Raw genomic sequence first — 17,289 nt, forward strand, 5'->3', positions numbered from 1 at the left:
CCCTAGACATTTGGTCGTGTCGTATGGCGGCCCCGGATTGCCCGGGGTCCGCCGTGATAGCGCCTAGACCCAGCGAAATACGGCTGCGGCATAGGCAAGGCAGACCAGCAGCGCATAGGGCTGCGGCCCCGCCTCGAAACCCAGCCAGATCAAATTGATAAAGGCCGAGCCGAGAAGCGTGATGAACAGACGGTCACCACGGGTTGTCTCAATCCTGAGGATGCCCACGCGGGGCGTCTCAGGGAATTTGATCGCGAGGATCGTGAAGGTCACGAGTAACAGCGCGATGACACCGAAGAAGATCGCGGTGGGCATGGTCCAGGCCATCCAAGACATGGGCGGTCTCCTCTCTTATACCCGCCCGAGGGCAAAGCCCTTGGCGATGTAGTTGCGGACGAAATAGATCACCAGCGCGCCCGGCACGATGGTCAGCACACCCGCCGCGGCCAGAACGCCCCAGTCGAGGCCCGAGGCGGAGACGGTACGGGTCATGGTGGCGGCGATGGGTTTGGCATCGACCGAGGTCAGCGTGCGCGACAGCAGCAGTTCCACCCATGAGAACATGAAGCAGAAGAAGGCCGCGACCCCGATGCCGCTGGCGATCAGCGGGGTGAAGATGCGGATGAAGAACCGCGGGAAGGAATAGCCATCGAGGTAGGCCGTCTCGTCGATTTCTTTCGGCACGCCGCGCATGAACCCTTCGAGGATCCAGACCGCCAGCGGCACGTTGAACAGGCAATGCGCCAGTGCCACGGCGATATGCGTGTCAAAGAGGTTGACCGAGGAGTAGAGCTGAAAGAACGGCAACGCGAACACGGCGGGCGGCGACATGCGGTTCGTCAGCAGCCAGAAAAACAGGTGTTTGTCGCCCAGAAACGTGTAGCGCGAGAAGGCATAGGCCGCCGGCAGCGCCACGGCGAGCGAGATCACCGTGTTCATCACCACATAGATCAGACTGTTCACATAGCCCATATACCAGCTCGGATCGGTGAGGATCTTGGCATAGTTCGCCAGCGTCAGGTTCTGCGGATAGAGCGAGAATGACCCGAGGATTTCGGCATTGGTCTTGAGGCTCATGTTGATGAGCCAATAGATCGGCAGCATCAGGAACAGCAAGTAGAGCGTCATCACCACCACCGAGCCTTTGGGCCGGAAGCGGCTGCGGCGGGCGCGTTTGGCAGCGGTTACGTCACCCGGAATGGGCGCGGCGCCGGGGGCTTGCACGGTTGTGTCGGTCATCACACACCATCCCTTTTGTCGAGGTTGACCATCACGGTGTAGAACACCCATGAAATCAACAGGATAACAAGGAAATACATCAGGCTGAACGCCGCTGCGGGGCCAAGGTCAAACTGGCCGATGGCCATTTTCACCAAGTCGATCGAGAGGAAGGTCGTGGCATTGCCCGGCCCGCCGCCGGTCACCACGAACGGCTCTGTATAGATCATGAAGCTGTCCATGAAGCGCAGCAGAATGGCGATCATCAGCACGCCCGCCATCTTGGGCAGTTCGATGTAGCGGAACACGGCCCAACGGCTGGCTTGGTCGATCTTGGCCGCCTGATAGTAAGCGTCTGGAATGGATTGCAGACCAGCATAGGCCAGAAGAGCGACAAGAGAGGTCCAGTGCCAGACATCCATCACCACAACCGTGATCCACGCCGAGGTGATGTCTTGGGTGTAGTTATAGGTGATGCCCAGCTTGTCGAGCGTATAGCCCAGAAGCCCGATGTCGACGCGGCCAAAGATCTGCCAGATGGTGCCGACCACGTTCCACGGGATCAGCAGCGGCAAGGACATGAGCACCAGACAGAAGCTGGCCCAGAACCCGTTTTTCGGCATGTTGAGCGCGACAAAGATGCCGAGCGGGATTTCGATGGCCAGAATGACGCCCGAGAAGATCAGCTGACGGCCAAGCGCGTCCCACATCCGGTCGCTGTCGAGCATGTCGGAAAACCACTCCAGCCCGGCCCAGAAGAATTCGTTCCGGCCAAAGGTGTCTTGCACCGAGTAGTTCACCACGGTCATCAGCGGGATCACGGCCGAAAAGGCCACGAGGATCAGCACCGGCAGGACAAGGAACCATGCCTTTTGGTTGACGGTCTTGTTCATGCGGCCTCTCCCTCTGCGCTGATGCGCCAGTCGTCGTCATAGACGTTGATGCCCGCCGGATCGAAACTGATCGCGGTGTTTTCGCTTGGCACTGTCGCGCCTTCTTCGGCAATGGCGCTGACCTGCTGGCCTGCCACGTCGAGACGGATGATCTTGTGACGGCCCACATCCTCGACACGGGTCACCTTGGCCGGCAGGCCCAGACCTTCGCCATTGATCCGAATGAACTCGGGCCGGACACCCAGTTGCGTTTTCTGGCCCTTGGGGGCGTAGGTCTTGTTCAAATTGACGCTTGTGCCCGCGATCTGCGCGGCATTGCCTGCGATCTGCGCGTCAAAGAGGTTCATCCCCGGCGAACCGATGAAATAGCCTACGAAAGTATGCGCGGGCCGCTCGAAAAGCTCTTGCGGCGTGCCGATCTGCACGACGCGGCCATCATACATCACCACCACCTTGTCGGCGAAGGTCAGCGCCTCGGTCTGGTCATGGGTGACGTAGATCATCGTATGGCCGAATTCGTGGTGCAGGGATTTGAGCTGCGTGCGCAGTTCCCATTTCATATGGGGGTCGATCACCGTGAGCGGCTCGTCGAACAAGAGCGCGTTCACATCCTCACGCACCATGCCGCGGCCCAGCGAAATCTTCTGCTTGGCATCTGCGGTGAGGCCCCGCGCCTTGCGGTTCAGTTCATCCTCCATGCCGATCATCTTGGCAATCTGCTGGACCCGAGACGCGACATAAGAGGCATCCGCCCCGCGGTTGCGCAGCGGGAAGGCCAGATTGTCATGCACGGTCATCGTGTCGTAGACGACCGGGAACTGGAAGACCTGCGCGATGTTGCGCTCGGCGGTCGGCGCATGGGTCACGTCCACGTCGTTAAACAGGATGCGCCCCTGCGAAGGCTGCAAAAGCCCTGAGATGATGTTGAGCAAGGTGGATTTGCCACAGCCCGACGCGCCCAGAAGCGCATAGGCTTCGCCGTCGATCCAGTCGTGGTTCAATTCCTTAAGGGCGAAATCATCTTCACCGCTGGGATTGGGCAGGTAGGAATGGGCGAGGTTATCAAGCGTGATCTTGGCCATTATGCTGCCTCCGCATAGGGCGCGGCCGAGACGAGCGCCCCGTTCGCGTCAAACAGGTAGATATGCGCCGGGTCCAGATAGACCGGCAGCGGCTGGCCGGGCTGCAAATGCTGGATGCCATGCACCAGACCAACCCATTTCGCGCCGTGGTAATCGAGGTGGATAAAGGTCTCCGATCCCGTGATCTCGGTCACGTTCAGCACCGCGTCAAAGCCGATGGCCTCGGGCGCCTGCGCGCTCAGCGTCAGGTGGTTGGGGCGGAAACCGGCGGTATATTCACCGTCGCGCAGGCTGGCCATGCTGGCCGGTGCCGCCATCTCACCCCCGTCGAAGCGCAGAGTGTCGCCCGATTTGGTCATGCTGAGGAAGTTCATCGGCGGGTCGGAGAACACCCGCGCCGTGGTCGCATTCTCGGGCCGGCGGTAGACGCTTGGTGTCGGGCCGAATTGCGTGACGCGGCCTTCCCAGAGCGTCGCGGTATTGCCGCCCAGAAGCAGCGCCTCCTCAGGCTCGGTCGTGGCATAGACGAAGATCGACCCGGCCCGCTCGAAGATGCGTGGGATTTCGGCGCGGAGTTCTTCGCGCAGCTTGTAGTCGAGGTTGGCCAGCGGCTCATCCAAGAGCACCAGCCCGGCATTCTTGACCAGCGCCCGCGCCAAGGCGCAGCGCTGCTGCTGGCCGCCCGAAAGCTCCAGCGGTTTGCGGTCGAGCATCGGGGTGAGCTGCATCAACTCGGCGGTTTCGCGCACGGCGCGGTCGATCTCATCCTTCGACTTGCCCACCAGCTTCATCGGCGAGGCGATATTGTCGTAAACCGTCATCGAGGGGTAGTTGATGAACTGCTGATAGACCATGGCGACCTTGCGGTCCTGCACCCGCATGCCGGTCACGTCTTCGCCGTTCCAGATCACCTGCCCCGTACCCGGCACATCCAGCCCCGCCATCAGCCGCATCAGGGACGTCTTGCCCGAGGACGTGGGCCCCAAAAGCACGTTCATCGTGCCCTTTTCCAAGGTCAGGTCGGTCGGGTGGATATGCGTTTGACCGCCCACCGTTTTCGACACGTTCTTTAGGATCAAACTCACGTTCGTCCTCCCCTCATTCCGCTGCAGAGGCGGCTTGTTTCGCCGCGCGCATCTGCATCCATTCATCAAGACGCGCGATCTGCGCCTCATCCATTCGCAGGCCCAGCTTGCTGCGGCGCCAGACGATGTCCTCAGCGCTGAGGGCATATTCCTTGGTCATCAGCCAAGCGACCTCGCGCGCGGTGAGGGTGGCGCCGAAATGCTCGCCCATATCGGCAAGCGTCTTGGCCTCGCCCGCCATCGCCCATGCATCCGTACCATAGGCGCGGATCAGCCGCGCAGCCCAGCTTTCATCCAGAAAGTCATAATCCGCTTTCAGCCGCGCGATCAACTGCGCCACGCCGTCCACCGGGAAATCGCCGCCGGGCAGGGCGACGCCCGCGGTCCAATGGCCCGACAGCCCGTCGAAATGCGGCGCGATCAGTTCCAGCGCGTCTTCGGCCAGTTTGCGGTAGGTCGTGATCTTGCCACCAAAGACATTGAGGATCGGCGCGCCACCGGTCTTGTCGACCTTGAGCGTATAGTCCCGCGTCGCCGCCGTGGCGCTGCTGGCGCCATCGTCATAAAGCGGGCGCACGCCGGAATAGGTCCAGACGATATCGGCGCGGGTGATGTCCTGCTTGAGATAGCCGTTCACGAAATCAATCAGGTAGTCCTGCTCTTCGGGCGTGCATTCCGGGGTGACGGATGGATCAGGATGATCGGCGTCGGTGGTGCCGATCAGGGTGAAATCCTGCTCATAGGGGATCGTGAAGATGATCCGCCCATCGGTGCCTTGGAAGAAATAGCATTTGTCGTGATCATAGAGCCGCTTGGTCACGATATGGCTGCCGCGCACCAGCCGCACCCCTTCGGAGGAGTTCAGCCGCGCGGTGTTGTGGATGATGTCCCCCACCCACGGGCCACCCGCGTTGACCAGCATCTTGGCGTGGATCACCTCGCGTTGGCCATCCGCGCCATGCTCTACGGTGACCGCCCAGCCGTCGGCGCTGCGGTCGGCAGAGACGACCTTGGTCCGGGTCATGATACGCGCGCCGCGCAGTTCGGCGTCGCGGGCGTTCAGCACCACAAGGCGGGAGTCTTCGATCCAGCAGTCGGAATACTCGAAAGCCTTCTCGAACCGGTCCTCCAGCGGCGCCCCTTCGGGCGTGCCGCGCAGCGACAGGCTGCGGGTGGCGGGCAGAATCTCGCGACCGCCAAGGTTGTCATAGAGAAACAGGCCCAAGCGGATCAGCCATGCCGGGCGGCGGCCCCGCATCCACGGCATGAACAACCGCAGCAGCTTGGAGGTCGGCGTGTCGCCCTCGAACCGCATGTCGCGGTGATAGGGCAGTACGAAACGCATCGGCCAAGAGATATGCGGCATCGCCTTCAACAGCACTTCGCGCTCGGTCAGCGCATGGCGCACGAGGCCGATCTCGAAATACTCAAGATAACGCAGCCCGCCGTGGAACAGCTTGGTAGAGGCCGAAGAGGTCGCCGAGGCCAGATCGTTCATCTCGGCCAGGGTCACGCTCAGCCCCCGGCCTGCCGCGTCGCGCGCGATCCCGGCGCCGTTAATGCCACCCCCGATGACGAATAGATCGACCGGGGCAGCGGCCATATGGCTATCGGGCTGTTGGTTCACGATCCGGCCCTCCCCCAGCTCAGACTGTCCAATTTGGGGCAGTTTTACGAAACGACTCCCAACTGCACAACTATTATTTTCGTTTATGTTCGTTTTGCCAACATAGCGAACATGTTAAACGTGTCCTGCTGCGCGATTGCTTGCGTTAGCCAAAACACTGGAGATAATGCGCCAACAGCAGGCAGGAGCGACGCCCATTTCACAGACATTCCGCCATCCCGACATCCTTGAAATCGCCCGGCGCGAAGGCAAAGTCACCGTCGATGGGCTGGCCGAACATTTCGGCGTGACCCATCAGACCATCCGCCGTGACCTTACGGAACTGGCCGACAGCGGTAAGCTGGAGCGGGTCCATGGGGGCGCGGTGCTGCCCTCGGGGGCCAGCAACATCGGCTATGCCGAACGGCGGAATCTGCATGAAGAGGCGAAGAATCGCATCGCCCGCGCCTGTGCCGAACATATCCCCGACGGCTGTTCGGTCTTTCTCAATATCGGGACAAGCACCGAGGCAGTGGCCCGCGCCCTGCTCCACCACCGCGATCTGATGGTGGTGACGAACAACATGAACGTGGCCAATATTCTGGTCGACAACCCCGAATGCCGCATCGTGCTGACCGGCGGCGCTCTGCGCCGGATGGACGGCGGGCTGGTCGGCAATCTGACGATCGAGACGATCCGCCAGTTCAAGTTCGACATCGCGGTGATCGGCTGTTCGGCGATGGATGCGGATGGCGATCTGCTCGACTTTGACATCGAAGAGGTGGGGGTCAGCCAATGTATCATCGCGCAGTCGCGCAAGACCTTTTTGGTGACCGACCATTCCAAATTCAAACGCTCGGCCCCCGCGCGTATCGCCTCGGCGCGGGAGGTGGATATGTTCTTTACCGATCTGGCGCTGCCTGCGGGCCTTGCGGAGAAATGCAGCGGGTGGGAGACCGCGGTGGTCTATGCGCCGGAAGAATGACCCCCGCCGCTAGGCGTCTGTCCATTCCCGCGCGCGGGGTTTGACCGCCAAGGTCGGCGCGCAGGCTTTCAGCGCCTCGACAAAATTCTGGCTCCAACGGTTTACATCCGTGGCCCGCACCTGCGCCATGCAGCTTGCATGGCGGCGCTTGCGCTCTTCCAGCGGCAGGGCGAGCGCGGTTTTCAGCGCCTCGCTCATGTCCTCGATGTCATAGGGGTTGACCTGAATCGCATCCGTCAGGTCTTCGGCAGCGCCGGCCATATGCGACAGGATCAGCACGCCGGGGTCTTCGGGGTCTTGGGCGGCGACATATTCCTTGGCCACAAGGTTCATCCCATCGGCGAAGGGCGTCACGATCCCAACCCGCGCCCGGCGATAGAGACGGGCGAGAAGATTGCGATCGAGGTTGCGATGAATATAGCGCAGCGGGGTCCAGTCGATCTCCCCATGCTCGCCGTTCACGCGACCGACAAGCTCTTCCAACTCGTAGCGTAACTCCCGGTAGGCGGCGACTTCCTCTCGGCTGGGCGGGGCGATCTGGACCATGCTCACCCGCCGTTCGCGCTCATCCCGGGTTTCGAGGTAGCGGCCAAAGGCGCGAAAGCGGTTGGGCAGACCTTTGGAGTAATCCAGCCGGTCGACCCCGATCACGATGTCGCCTGCCATATCGTCGGCCAGACGGTCCTGCGCACTGCCCCCTCGCGCGGCCTGCACAAAGGTCTCAACGTCGATGCCGATGGGGAAAGACCGCAGCGCCACCGCGCGGGAGCCGCATTTGATCGTACCGTCCATCAGGAATTCGGAATCGGTCTCGGCCCGGAACATCTCAAGACAGCGGGCCACATCTGCGCGGGTTTGCAGACCCACGAGATCATAATCCGCCAGCCAATGCGCCAGATTGGCCTCCCGCGGGAGGGCGCCCATATCGCCCAAGGCGGGGAAGGGAATATGCAGGAAAAACCCGATCTTACCGGTGAAGCCCAGCTTGCGCAGCTCGGTGGCGAGGGGGAAGAAATGGTAGTCGTGAACCCAGATCATATCGTCCGGCCGGGCCACTTCCATCACCTGCCGGGCAAGGCGCGTGTTGACGGCGCTATACCCCCGCTCGAAGCCGCGGTCGAGCTTGACCAGATCACCGCGGCGGTGACAGACCGGCCAAAGCACCGAGTTCGAGAAGCCGAGGTAGAAATTCTTGTAATCTTCGTGCGTTAGGCGAAAGCTCAGCCGGGTGTAATTGCCCTGATCGCCATATTCTTCGAGGCTGTTGGCGGGTGTTTCCGTGGTTTCGGGATGCGATCCTATCCAGATGCCGCCGATCTTGCGCAGGGTTTCGTGCAGCGCATAGACCAACCCACCGGAAGGGGCGGCTTCCGATGGGATGCGATTTGAAACTACAATCAATCTGCCAGCCATTTTGAGCCCCGGGAACAATCATTTTCGGTCGCCGAGCCTGATAAGGCGGAACGCCGACCACGACTAACGGTTTAATGGTTTAGGTCAGTAAAGGTTCCCAGCTAGGGCAGCTTTGGTCAATTCTTTTGCAGACGCAGCATCGCAAATGGCGGGGATTATTTTCTCAGCGCCCAAGAAAGAACCACGCAACCCCCACAGGCAGCAACGACATCAGGATCATCGACAGGATCACCACCCGCCCGTCCCGCATGAGATAGCCCGCTGCGAAGATCGCGATCATCGCTGAGGCGATAGAGCCAGAGGTGGGCACGATCTCCATGAACGGCATGAACATCGACAGAGCCATCACCATCAACAAAGGCAGGTAAACCCACGGGCGGTGCAGGATGAATGTCGAGCGCTCGTGCAGATAACGGTCTACGAAATCCACCGGGCGGCGCAGCCACCGAACGCCCTCGCGGAGCTTCTTCGCCGCGATGTCGCGGCGCATGACGAAACCGGGCAGCCAGAGGCTGTCGCGGCCAAAGATCATCTGCACCACCAGAAACAGCACCACGATCCCAATAAAGGCCGTGATCCCCGGAATGCCGCTGGCGGGCGAGGTAGAGATCAGGCTAAAGGCAAGGATGGTCGAGGCAAAAGAATGTTTGCCCAGACAGTCGATGATCTCTTCCACGGTAATCTGCCGATCCGCGCCGCCGGAGAGATGTTCCATCTCGTCCAGGACGCCGCTGAGGGTTGGCCGACCTGTATCGCTCATGAGTTCCAGTCCTTCTAAAGTCGGGCGATAGTGCTGTTCATGTTAACAATGCCTGAGCACGGTGAAAGTTCGCCTAGATCTTCGAACTGGGTTCACGTCCTCGCGCGCAGGAACGCCAGCAAGCCTCTTTCGGCCCGGGTCATATCGTCCATATCGGGCGGGTCCGGCAAGTCTCGCGGGGTCTGGCAGAGGTCGATCACCTGCGGGTGGATATAGCTGTTGCGCGCGATGCTCGGTGTGTTGTGCAGCCGTTCGGCGGCAGCTTCGGCCATGGCTTTGATGCTGGGCTTGTCTTCCTTTAGCGCCACGTCAAACGCGGCGACGGACCCGGCCCATGTGCGAAAGGTCTTGGCCGAGAAGCCTTCGGTGCCAGCGGCTTCGGCAATATAATCGTTCAGCGCGGTGGAAGTCAGACTGCGCGGCTGCCCCTCTTCGTCGATCCACGTCAGCAGGTCCGCGCCGGGCAGGTCGCGAATTTTCTCAAGCGCGCGCATCAGGGTGCGGTTGGCGATCTGGCGGCGGACCCGTTTGCCGCCCTTTGCCATGAAGGAGGCCTGCAACTTCCCATCGCGCAGGATCAGATGCCGCCGTTTCAGGGTCAGCGTGCCATAGGTGCGGTTGGTTTCGGCATAGACCTGATTGCCAACGCGCAGCGACAGCCGGTCGATCATCGCCACGGCGGCGGCCAGCGCGAAATCACGTTCGCCCAACTCCTCCTTAAGATCACGGCGCACGCGGCGGCGGATACGCGGCAGGGTTTCGGCAAACTCGGGCAGGCTTGCGTATTTCTCTTGCGCCTGTGCCTCGGACCAAAGCGGATGATAGCGGTATTGTTTGCGGCCCCGCGCATCGAATCCCGTCGCTTGAAGATGCCCGTTGTCATGGGGGCTGATCCAAACCCGCTCATAGGCCGGGGGCACAGCCAATTTCACCAACCGCGCCCGCTCGGCCTTGTCCTTGATGCAGCGGCCATCGGGCGCGTGATAGGAAAACCCCCGCCCGCAGCGCCGCCGGGCGATGCCGGGTTTGCTGTCGGGGTAGTACCTGAGCGTCGACGGTGCGGTCATCTGGGCTTCCGATTGCGATAGACGGGGTGACGTGGGGGGGCTGCCCCCGTTTTGATCAACGCGGGCGCATCGGCTGGGTTCCCGCGCGGCGCATCGCGCATCTCTGCGCAGTTGCAGCATAAATCCGTTGATTTCGCTGCGGCGGCGCATAGGTTTCGGGGGGAACGCCCGTGCAACGAAACGGATAGACCGGACCCTATGGATAGCACCGCCCTGTCGCCCCGCAATCTGCCGCCCGTGATCGACGTCGAGCGCCATGCGTTCTTCCTCGATCTTGATGGCACGCTCGCCCCCATCGTCGACAACCCCGAAGACGCCTGTCTGCCGGAGGCAACGCGCCATCTGCTGACCCGGCTCGTCGCAAAGACCGATGGGGCGGTGGCGGTGATCTCTGGCCGGGCCATGGCGGATGTCGACCGTATCTTGGGCGCGCTGCGCCTGCCGGTCTCGGGATCGCATGGGTTGGAGCTGCGGCTCAGCAGCGCAGAGGATCACGCCCCGGAGCAGAGTGCGGGCATCCCCACTCCGGTGATCGACCGGGTCGAGGAATTCGCCGTGCTGCATGGGGTGACATCCGAGCGCAAGCCCGGCGCGATCGCGCTGCATTACCGCAAGGCCCCCGATCAAGAAGATGCCTGTCGCGGCTTTGTCGATACGCTGGTCGGCGAAGACCCCAGTCTGCGCGGTTTGCATGGCAAGATGGTCAGCGAGGTTGCTCTGAAAGGTGTCGACAAGGGCGGCGCGGTAGAGCAGTTCATGGCCTCTCCCGCCTTTGCGGACCGCCTGCCCGTGATGGTCGGCGATGACGTGACGGATGAAGACGGCTTTCGCGCGGCGCAGGCCATGGGCGGCTTTGGCATCAAGATTGGCCAAGGGCCGACCGAAGCCCATCACCGCATCGAAGACGTGGCCGGTTTTGCCGATTGGCTGAAAGATGTTTTGCGCTGATCCGGCCCGCCCGGCAGTCGCATCATGAATAGAAAAGAGGGACTTATGGATCTGGGTGTCATCGGGAATTGCGCGGTTGCGGCACTGGTCAGCCGCGAAGGGGCGATCAACTGGTTCTGCCTGCCGCGTTTCGACGGCGATCCGGTCTTTCACAGCCTGATGGGCCATGGCGCGGGTGAAGAGGGCGACGGCGAGTTTGCCGTCGAACTCGAAGACATGCGTGAGAGCGCGCAGAGCTACCTGCCCAATACCGCGATCCTGCGCACCGTGTTGCGCAGCCCGAAAGGCGCGGTTGAGATTGTCGATTTCTGCCCCCGGTTCACCGCCTATGGCCGCAGTTTTCGCCCCCAAATGCTGGTGCGGCAGGTGCGGCGCATCGAAGGCTCTCCCCGTGTGCGGATGCGCCTGAAACCGCGCTTTCAGTGGGGGGAAGTGGCCCCGACCCTCACCCGCGGCTCCAACCATGTGCGTTTCGTCGGGCCTGAGCAAAACATGCGCCTGACCACCGATGCGCCGATTGACCATGTGCTCGACGGGCGGATGATCAACCTCGAAGGTGAGATGACCTTCATCCTCGGCCCTGACGAGACACTGTCGGACAGCCCTGAGCAGATCGGCACCACCTTTCGCACCAAGACGACCCGCTATTGGCAGCGCTGGACCCAGCGTTTGGCGATCCCCTTCGAGTGGCAAGAGGCCGTCATCCGCGCCGCGATCACGTTGAAGCTTTGCAGCTATGAGGCCACGGGCGGGGTGATCGCCGCGATCACCACCTCCCTGCCCGAGGCGCCGGATTCGGGGCGCAACTGGGACTACCGCTATTGCTGGGTGCGCGATGCGTTTTTCACCGTACGCGCCCTCAACAGCCTCGCCGCCACCCGCACGCTGGAGCATTATTTCCAGTGGCTGATGAATGCCGTGGCCGATGCCGAGGGCGGGCATATTCAGCCGGTGCTGGGGCTGGGGCTTGAGACGGCGCTGACCGAACGTATCTCGCCCAGTCTACAGGGTTTTCGTGGCATGGGGCCGGTGCGGATCGGCAATCAGGCGCATGAGCATTTCCAGCATGACACCTATGGCAACATCATCCTCGGCGCGGCCCCGGCGTTTTTCGATCACCGCTTGCCGATGAACACCGGGCGCACCGCCTATGAGCAGTTGGAGCCGCTCGGCGAACAGGCGTGGGAGTTGCACGACCAGCCCGACGCAGGCATCTGGGAATTGCGCAGCCGTGCGCGGATTCACACCTCGTCGTCCCTGATGTGCTGGGCTGCCTGCGACCGTCTGGCCAAAATTGCGCGCCATCTGGACCTGGAAGAGCGCGCCGCCCTTTGGGCCGAGCGGGCCGAGGTAATCCGCGACAAAATTCTCGACAACGCATGGTCCGAGGAACGCGGCGCCTTTGTCGAAAGCTTTGGCGGCAGCACCCTCGACGCGAGTGTCTTGCTGATGGGCGAGGTCGGCTTTCTGCCGCCGAAAGACCCGCGTTTCATCGCCACGGTCGAACGGCTGTCCGAAGTGCTGGGCCGTGGCCCCTTCATGCTGCGCTACGAGGAGGCCGACGATTTCGGCGTGCCGGAGGTGGGCTTTAACGTCTGCGCCTTCTGGCGCATCGACGCGCTGGCACGAATTGGCCGCGAAGAGGAAGCGCGCAAACTGTTCGAAGAGTTGCTGGAGGCGCGCAACCACCTTGGCCTGATGTCCGAAGACACCGCCTTTGCCACCGGAGAGGGCTGGGGCAACTTCCCGCAGACCTATTCCATGGTCGGCATCATCAACGGCGCCATGCGCCTATCACGTCGGTGGGAGGCCGAGCTTTAACGCGCAAGCAGCAGCCGCAGCCCCAAAAGCCCCAGCACGGCCGAGGCGATGCGGTCAAAATAGACCTTCGCGCGCAGATAGCCTTGGCTGACGGCGGGGCGGCTCATGCCGAATGCCAAGGCGGTGTAGAAGGCCAGTTCGATGATCAGGTGGTTGGCGACGATCAAGAGGTTCTCGCTCAGCCGCATCCCCTCGGGGAAGATGACGACCAGCACCGCGGCGGCGAAAAGCACCGATTTGGGGTTCAGGATATTGATCATCAGCCCCTGCCGGAACGCATGACGGGCGGGTGTCACGGTACTTGTCACCGGCGCCCGCGCCCCGCGCCACATGCCATAGGCCACATAGAGCAGGTAGATCGCGCCCACGGTCTTCACGATGGCATAGGCCCATGGGAAGGCGAGGAAGACAGCCTCCAACCCCAAGAGCGCGGCGAGGGTCCAGAACGACGCCACAAGGCCGAGGCCAGCCCCCACGGCAACGCCCGCCTGCCGCCCCGAACTCAACGTCGTTTTGAGCGCGATCAGAAAGGCCGGACCGGGGCTGAGGATCGACGCGATGAGCGCGATGTTGAAGGCGAGAAGATGCGACAGTTCCATGGCGGCGGCCCCCTGTGACTGTGCCCAGCTAGGCGCGGTGCTGGCCCATGGTCAACTGCGATACAGGCAACCGGGGCCGCTTGATGCGTGATCGGCCCTGCGACCGCTTAAAAAGCGGGCACCTCAGACGAAGGAGCGCACCGTGGCGATGGCCCCGTCGAGCGCCTTGCCTTCCGCATCCTGCAACGCCGCCTCGCGCAGCCGCGCGATCCACTCCGCCGCATCGTCGCGCCCGCGCAGCAGATCGGCGGCATCCATCACCCGGTCGAACTTGCCCAGCCCCCGCGCATGGGTGTCGGAATAGCCCTTGATCAACCGGCGGCATTTCACCAGTTCCACGGCGAGGGCGTAGTCACCCTCCACCTCCGCAAGGCAGCGGCTGAGCCAGTCTTCCAGATGCGCGACCTCGAGGGCATGGCGGTGGGTGCGCAGCCGGTAGCCTTTCAGACCGCCCAGGAAATGCAGCATCAGGAAGGCGGGCAGCCGGTCCGTGCGCAGCCGACGGCCCTTGTCGAACCAGCGGTTCAGGCGGGCCATCCACTTGTCGCTCGCCTCGATCTTGGCACCGAGCCGCGCGGGCATCAGACCGGCGATCTCCTCGGCGCGGGGGTGGAAGTATTCGGTCAGCTGCATGAGGTTCTCGTCGCCCGCGCGCATCTCTTGGCGGATGTGCGACAGACGGGGCGCACGGGTCTTGAGGTCCGCCACGCGGATGATGTCGTCATAGGCCATGGCATTGGCGATGTATTTCGCCGCCGCCGTTGAGAGCGTCCAGTCCCGCGCGGCGTCATCGCGGGCCAGCACGGTATCGAGCCGGTCGAGGTAAAGCGCGCCATAGGCGCAGTCCTGAAAGTTCACCGCCTTGGCCAGCCCGGCAAACGCGAGGTCTCGCACCGGCTCGGGCAGACGGTCGGCCCGGTCCACCAGCGCGGCCCATTCGGCCTGCAGCTTCTCCGGCCCCACAAGGCTGAACGGTTTGATCTCTTCCTCAGGCGTCTGCGGTGTTTCGGGCAACTTCCCCTGTGCCGCGTCGAAACCCACGGCGAAGGCACGTAGCGAGGGTTCCACCCCCTTGCCGCCCGCACGGATTGCATTCTCATAAGCCGCACGCGGGAAAGGCAGCGCGCCGGAGCCCGCCAAAGCGCCGAAGAGCGAAGCGGAAATGACCGACCCCGCGCCAACCGCAAGCCCCTCCATATCTTCGAGCACCAGCTTCTGCGCTGCGATTTCGGCGGCGGCGCGGACCTCATCGGCGTCGGCGATCCCGTCGCCGGGGGCCATCTTCTCGCTCACCGCCAGCGCCCTGTGGGTCGAGCCGATCAGCGTCGTCCGGTCCGGCGTGACGAAGCCGCGCATCACGGCGCGGCCCACTTCCATCATCTCGGCGGCGATCAGCACATCCACGTCGCCGGCCGCCGGCGCCAGCGCAAAAACCGGGTCGAGCGCGCCCTTGGGCGCCATCTCGACGTAGTAGATCGTGGCCCCGGTGCGCTGCGCCACGCCCGCGACCGAGGTCGCCTGACAGACATAGCCCTCGGCCCGGGCCATCGCCTCGATCCAGCCGGTGAGCACGCCGCCCCCCTGCCCGCCCACGGCCATGACCGCGAGCTTGGTGATCTCTGAGGCCCGCGCATCGGGGGTCTTTTGCGGCAGCACCATGTTCATGTCGCCACTCCTTCGTTGCGCAGCCGTTTCGCGTCACGCCGCCGCTGCAGCCAGGTGATGATCTGGCCAGTTTTCTCGGCGCGCCAGCGCTCGAACTTCGTCGGGTTATGCACCACGTCGACCTGATAGAAGGACGGGCAGAGCACGGCGGTATCCGCCACTTCGCCGCAGTTGCCGCAGCCGACGCAGGTCTGGTCGATATGCGCCACCGGGTCGTCGCGCAGCGGATCGTCGAGCCGTTTCAGCGACAGTGAAGGGCAGCCCGAGAGCCGAATACAGGCGTGATCCCCGGTGCAGACATCGGCATCGACGCCAAAGCGTGGCACTTCGATGCGGCGGCCATCCTTGATCGCCCGATTGCGTTTCGGCTTCTCCCGGCGCTGCTTGTTCAGCATGCATTCCGACGAGGCCACGATCACCTTCGGCCCCTTGTAATCGGTGGTCAGCGCCTCGCGCAGCACTTCGCGCAGCTTGCCCACGTCATAGGTCCGGTCGATCTGGCGCACCCATTCCACGCCGACGCCCTTGAGCGCCTTGGAGATCGGGTTGTTGGTGCTTTTCGTGTCGTTATGCGCGCGCGAGGACATCACGTCCTGCCCGCCGGTGGCGGCGGAATAGTAATTGTCGACGATCACTGCGACGCTGTCGGACTTGTTGAACACCATGTTGCCGATCGAGGTCGAGAGCCCGTTGTGCCAGAACCCCCCGTCGCCGAGGATCGAAATCACCCGCTTGTCGCCGCCGCCGTCAAAGGCCGCGTTGGAGGCAGGGCCGAGCCCGTAGCCCATGGTGGAGCCGCCGATCTCGAAGGGCGGCAGGCAGCCGAAGAGGTGACAGCCGATGTCACCGGTAATCTGGTGTTTGCCCAACTCCTGCTCGGTCAGTTTCATCGCCGCGAAGATCGGGCGTTCGGGGCAGCCGGTGCAGAAACCCGGCGGGCGGATCGGCACGGTCTGCGACAGGTCCGGGATCGCGGGCGCCTCGGCATTGGGTGCGCGCACGGCACTGGGCAGCATCTCGGGCGCGGCGATCTTGAGAAAGGCCGTCATGCCGTCCAATAGCACCTGCCCGGTGTATTCCCCGGCCATCGGCAGCACGTCCTTGCCGTGCAGCTTCACCTTCCGTTCGAGCTTGTAGAGATAGGAGCCAAGCTGTTGCTCGATATGATCGGGCTGGCCTTCCTCGACCACCAGCACATGCTCCTTGCCCGCGCAGAAGGTGTCGAATTCGTCGCGCAACAGCGGATAGGTGACGTTCAGCACATAGAGCGGCACCTCGGTCTGACCGTGGATGTCCGCGAGCCCCAGCCGCTGCAATGCCCGGATGACGGAGTTATACATGCCCCCCTGCACCACGATGCCCAAGGGCGCCTTCTCGGGCCCGAAGAACTCGTTGAGCTTGTTGTCCCGGATGAACTTCTCCGCTGCCGGCCAGCGGTTCTCGATCTTGTCCTTCTCGTGCAGGTAGGACATCGGCGGCAGCACCACGCGGTTGAAATCCGACTGCGGGTTCGCCGCGGCCTCGGCCACGGTGAGCGGCGGGCGTTGGTTGTCGCGGGTCTCGAAACTGCCCGTGACATGGCACGACCGGATGCGCACCATCAGCATCACCGGCGTGTTGCTGGCCTCCGAAAGCTCGAAGCCGTCCTTCACCGCCTTGGTGATCGAGGGCAGGTTCGGGCGCGGGTCAAGCATCCAGAACTGCGATTTCATTGCAAAGCCGTGGCTGCGCTCCTGCATGATCGAGGAGCCTTCGCCATAATCCTCGCCCACGATCACCAGCGCCCCGCCGGTCACGCCCGACGAGCTGAGGTTCGCCAGCGCGTCCGAGGCCACGTTCACCCCCACCGGCCCCTTGAAGGTCACCGCGCCCCGGATCGGGTAGTGCACGCTCGCCGCCAGCATCGCCGCCGCCGCGGCCTCGCTTGCATTGGCCTCGAAGCGCACGCCCAACTCGCCCATCAAGTCCTCGGCATCGGCCAGCACGTCCATCAGATGGCTGATCGGCGCGCCCTGATAGCCGCCGACATAGCCCACGCCGTTCTCCAAAAGCGCCTTGGTGATCGCAAGGATGCCCTCGCCGGTGAAGACGTTGCCGTCTCCCTTGCGCAGGTGCTCCACCTCTGCCTTGAACGAACGTTCGGCCAT

The 17,289-nt window shown here is 63.0% G+C and carries 15 protein-coding genes; 3 read left to right on the plus strand and 12 right to left on the minus strand.

The window, feature by feature from the left end:
- Positions 1-63: 63 nt before the first annotated feature.
- From ACGYK7_RS08565 to glpD, 6 genes are read right to left on the minus strand one after another with little or no spacing between them, the layout of a single operon-like run.
- Entirely contained in the window at positions 64-336 is a 273-nt protein-coding gene (locus tag ACGYK7_RS08565; protein WP_067268456.1) for a DUF2160 domain-containing protein, read from the minus strand.
- Positions 337-351: 15 nt separating this feature from the next.
- The gene (locus tag ACGYK7_RS08570) at positions 352-1,239 is read right to left on the minus strand and encodes a carbohydrate ABC transporter permease (protein ID WP_394401022.1); all 888 of its coding nucleotides are present in this window, start codon (positions 1,237-1,239) and stop codon (positions 352-354) included.
- The gene (locus ACGYK7_RS08575) at positions 1,239-2,111 is read right to left on the minus strand and encodes a carbohydrate ABC transporter permease (RefSeq protein WP_067268460.1); all 873 of its coding nucleotides are present in this window, start codon (positions 2,109-2,111) and stop codon (positions 1,239-1,241) included. The genes ACGYK7_RS08570 and ACGYK7_RS08575 overlap by 1 nt, the downstream gene beginning before the upstream one ends.
- Positions 2,108-3,193, minus strand: a complete 1,086-nt coding sequence (locus tag ACGYK7_RS08580; RefSeq protein WP_394401024.1) for an ABC transporter ATP-binding protein — start codon at positions 3,191-3,193, stop codon at positions 2,108-2,110. Before ACGYK7_RS08580 ends, ACGYK7_RS08575 begins: the two co-directional genes overlap by 4 nt.
- Entirely contained in the window at positions 3,193-4,278 is a 1,086-nt protein-coding gene (locus ACGYK7_RS08585; RefSeq protein WP_394401026.1) for an ABC transporter ATP-binding protein, read from the minus strand. The genes ACGYK7_RS08580 and ACGYK7_RS08585 overlap by 1 nt, the downstream gene beginning before the upstream one ends.
- A 13-nt stretch (positions 4,279-4,291) precedes the next feature.
- Positions 4,292-5,881 (minus strand): glycerol-3-phosphate dehydrogenase, encoded by a 1,590-nt coding sequence (glpD, locus tag ACGYK7_RS08590; protein ID WP_394401314.1) that lies wholly within the window; start codon positions 5,879-5,881, stop codon positions 4,292-4,294.
- Between the two features lie 220 nt (positions 5,882-6,101).
- Here glpD and ACGYK7_RS08595 point away from each other — a divergent pair, with 220 nt between their 5' ends.
- Positions 6,102-6,869: a DeoR/GlpR family DNA-binding transcription regulator gene (locus ACGYK7_RS08595; protein WP_067268490.1), complete on the plus strand. Its 768-nt coding sequence runs from the start codon at positions 6,102-6,104 to the stop codon at positions 6,867-6,869.
- A gap of 9 nt (positions 6,870-6,878) precedes the next feature.
- On the opposite strand, the gene ACGYK7_RS08600 is transcribed toward ACGYK7_RS08595, so the two are convergent.
- The 3 genes from ACGYK7_RS08600 to ACGYK7_RS08610 all read right to left on the minus strand — a co-directional run bounded on the left by ACGYK7_RS08600 (position 6,879) and on the right by ACGYK7_RS08610 (position 10,109).
- Entirely contained in the window at positions 6,879-8,282 is a 1,404-nt protein-coding gene (locus ACGYK7_RS08600) for a trehalose-6-phosphate synthase (RefSeq protein WP_394401029.1), read from the minus strand.
- A 163-nt stretch (positions 8,283-8,445) separates the two neighbouring features.
- Positions 8,446-9,042, minus strand: a complete 597-nt coding sequence (locus tag ACGYK7_RS08605) for an exopolysaccharide biosynthesis protein (RefSeq protein ID WP_394401032.1) — start codon at positions 9,040-9,042, stop codon at positions 8,446-8,448.
- Positions 9,043-9,134: 92 nt separating this feature from the next.
- Entirely contained in the window at positions 9,135-10,109 is a 975-nt protein-coding gene (locus ACGYK7_RS08610; protein ID WP_394401035.1) for a DNA topoisomerase IB, read from the minus strand.
- 198 nt (positions 10,110-10,307) lie between these two features.
- Between ACGYK7_RS08610 and otsB the strand changes: the two genes are divergently transcribed.
- Together otsB and ACGYK7_RS08620 are read left to right on the plus strand one after the other, a co-directional pair.
- The gene (gene otsB / locus ACGYK7_RS08615) at positions 10,308-11,057 is read left to right on the plus strand and encodes a trehalose-phosphatase (protein WP_394401038.1); all 750 of its coding nucleotides are present in this window, start codon (positions 10,308-10,310) and stop codon (positions 11,055-11,057) included.
- A 45-nt stretch (positions 11,058-11,102) separates the two neighbouring features.
- Positions 11,103-12,878 (plus strand): glycoside hydrolase family 15 protein, encoded by a 1,776-nt coding sequence (locus ACGYK7_RS08620; RefSeq protein ID WP_394401041.1) that lies wholly within the window; start codon positions 11,103-11,105, stop codon positions 12,876-12,878.
- Here ACGYK7_RS08620 and ACGYK7_RS08625 read toward each other — a convergent pair.
- The 3 genes from ACGYK7_RS08625 to ACGYK7_RS08635 form a co-directional block, all read right to left on the minus strand.
- Positions 12,875-13,477: a LysE family translocator gene (locus tag ACGYK7_RS08625; protein ID WP_394401044.1), complete on the minus strand. Its 603-nt coding sequence runs from the start codon at positions 13,475-13,477 to the stop codon at positions 12,875-12,877. The two genes, ACGYK7_RS08620 and ACGYK7_RS08625, sit on opposite strands and share 4 nt — an antisense overlap.
- A gap of 123 nt (positions 13,478-13,600) precedes the next feature.
- The gene (locus ACGYK7_RS08630; protein WP_394401046.1) at positions 13,601-15,142 is read right to left on the minus strand and encodes an indolepyruvate oxidoreductase subunit beta family protein; all 1,542 of its coding nucleotides are present in this window, start codon (positions 15,140-15,142) and stop codon (positions 13,601-13,603) included.
- Positions 15,139-17,289: a thiamine pyrophosphate-dependent enzyme gene (locus tag ACGYK7_RS08635; RefSeq protein ID WP_394401049.1), complete on the minus strand. Its 2,151-nt coding sequence runs from the start codon at positions 17,287-17,289 to the stop codon at positions 15,139-15,141. Before ACGYK7_RS08635 ends, ACGYK7_RS08630 begins: the two co-directional genes overlap by 4 nt.

This window comes from Sulfitobacter sp. 1A15299 (genome assembly GCF_043556915.1).
Classification (GTDB): Bacteria; Pseudomonadota; Alphaproteobacteria; order Rhodobacterales; family Rhodobacteraceae; genus Sulfitobacter.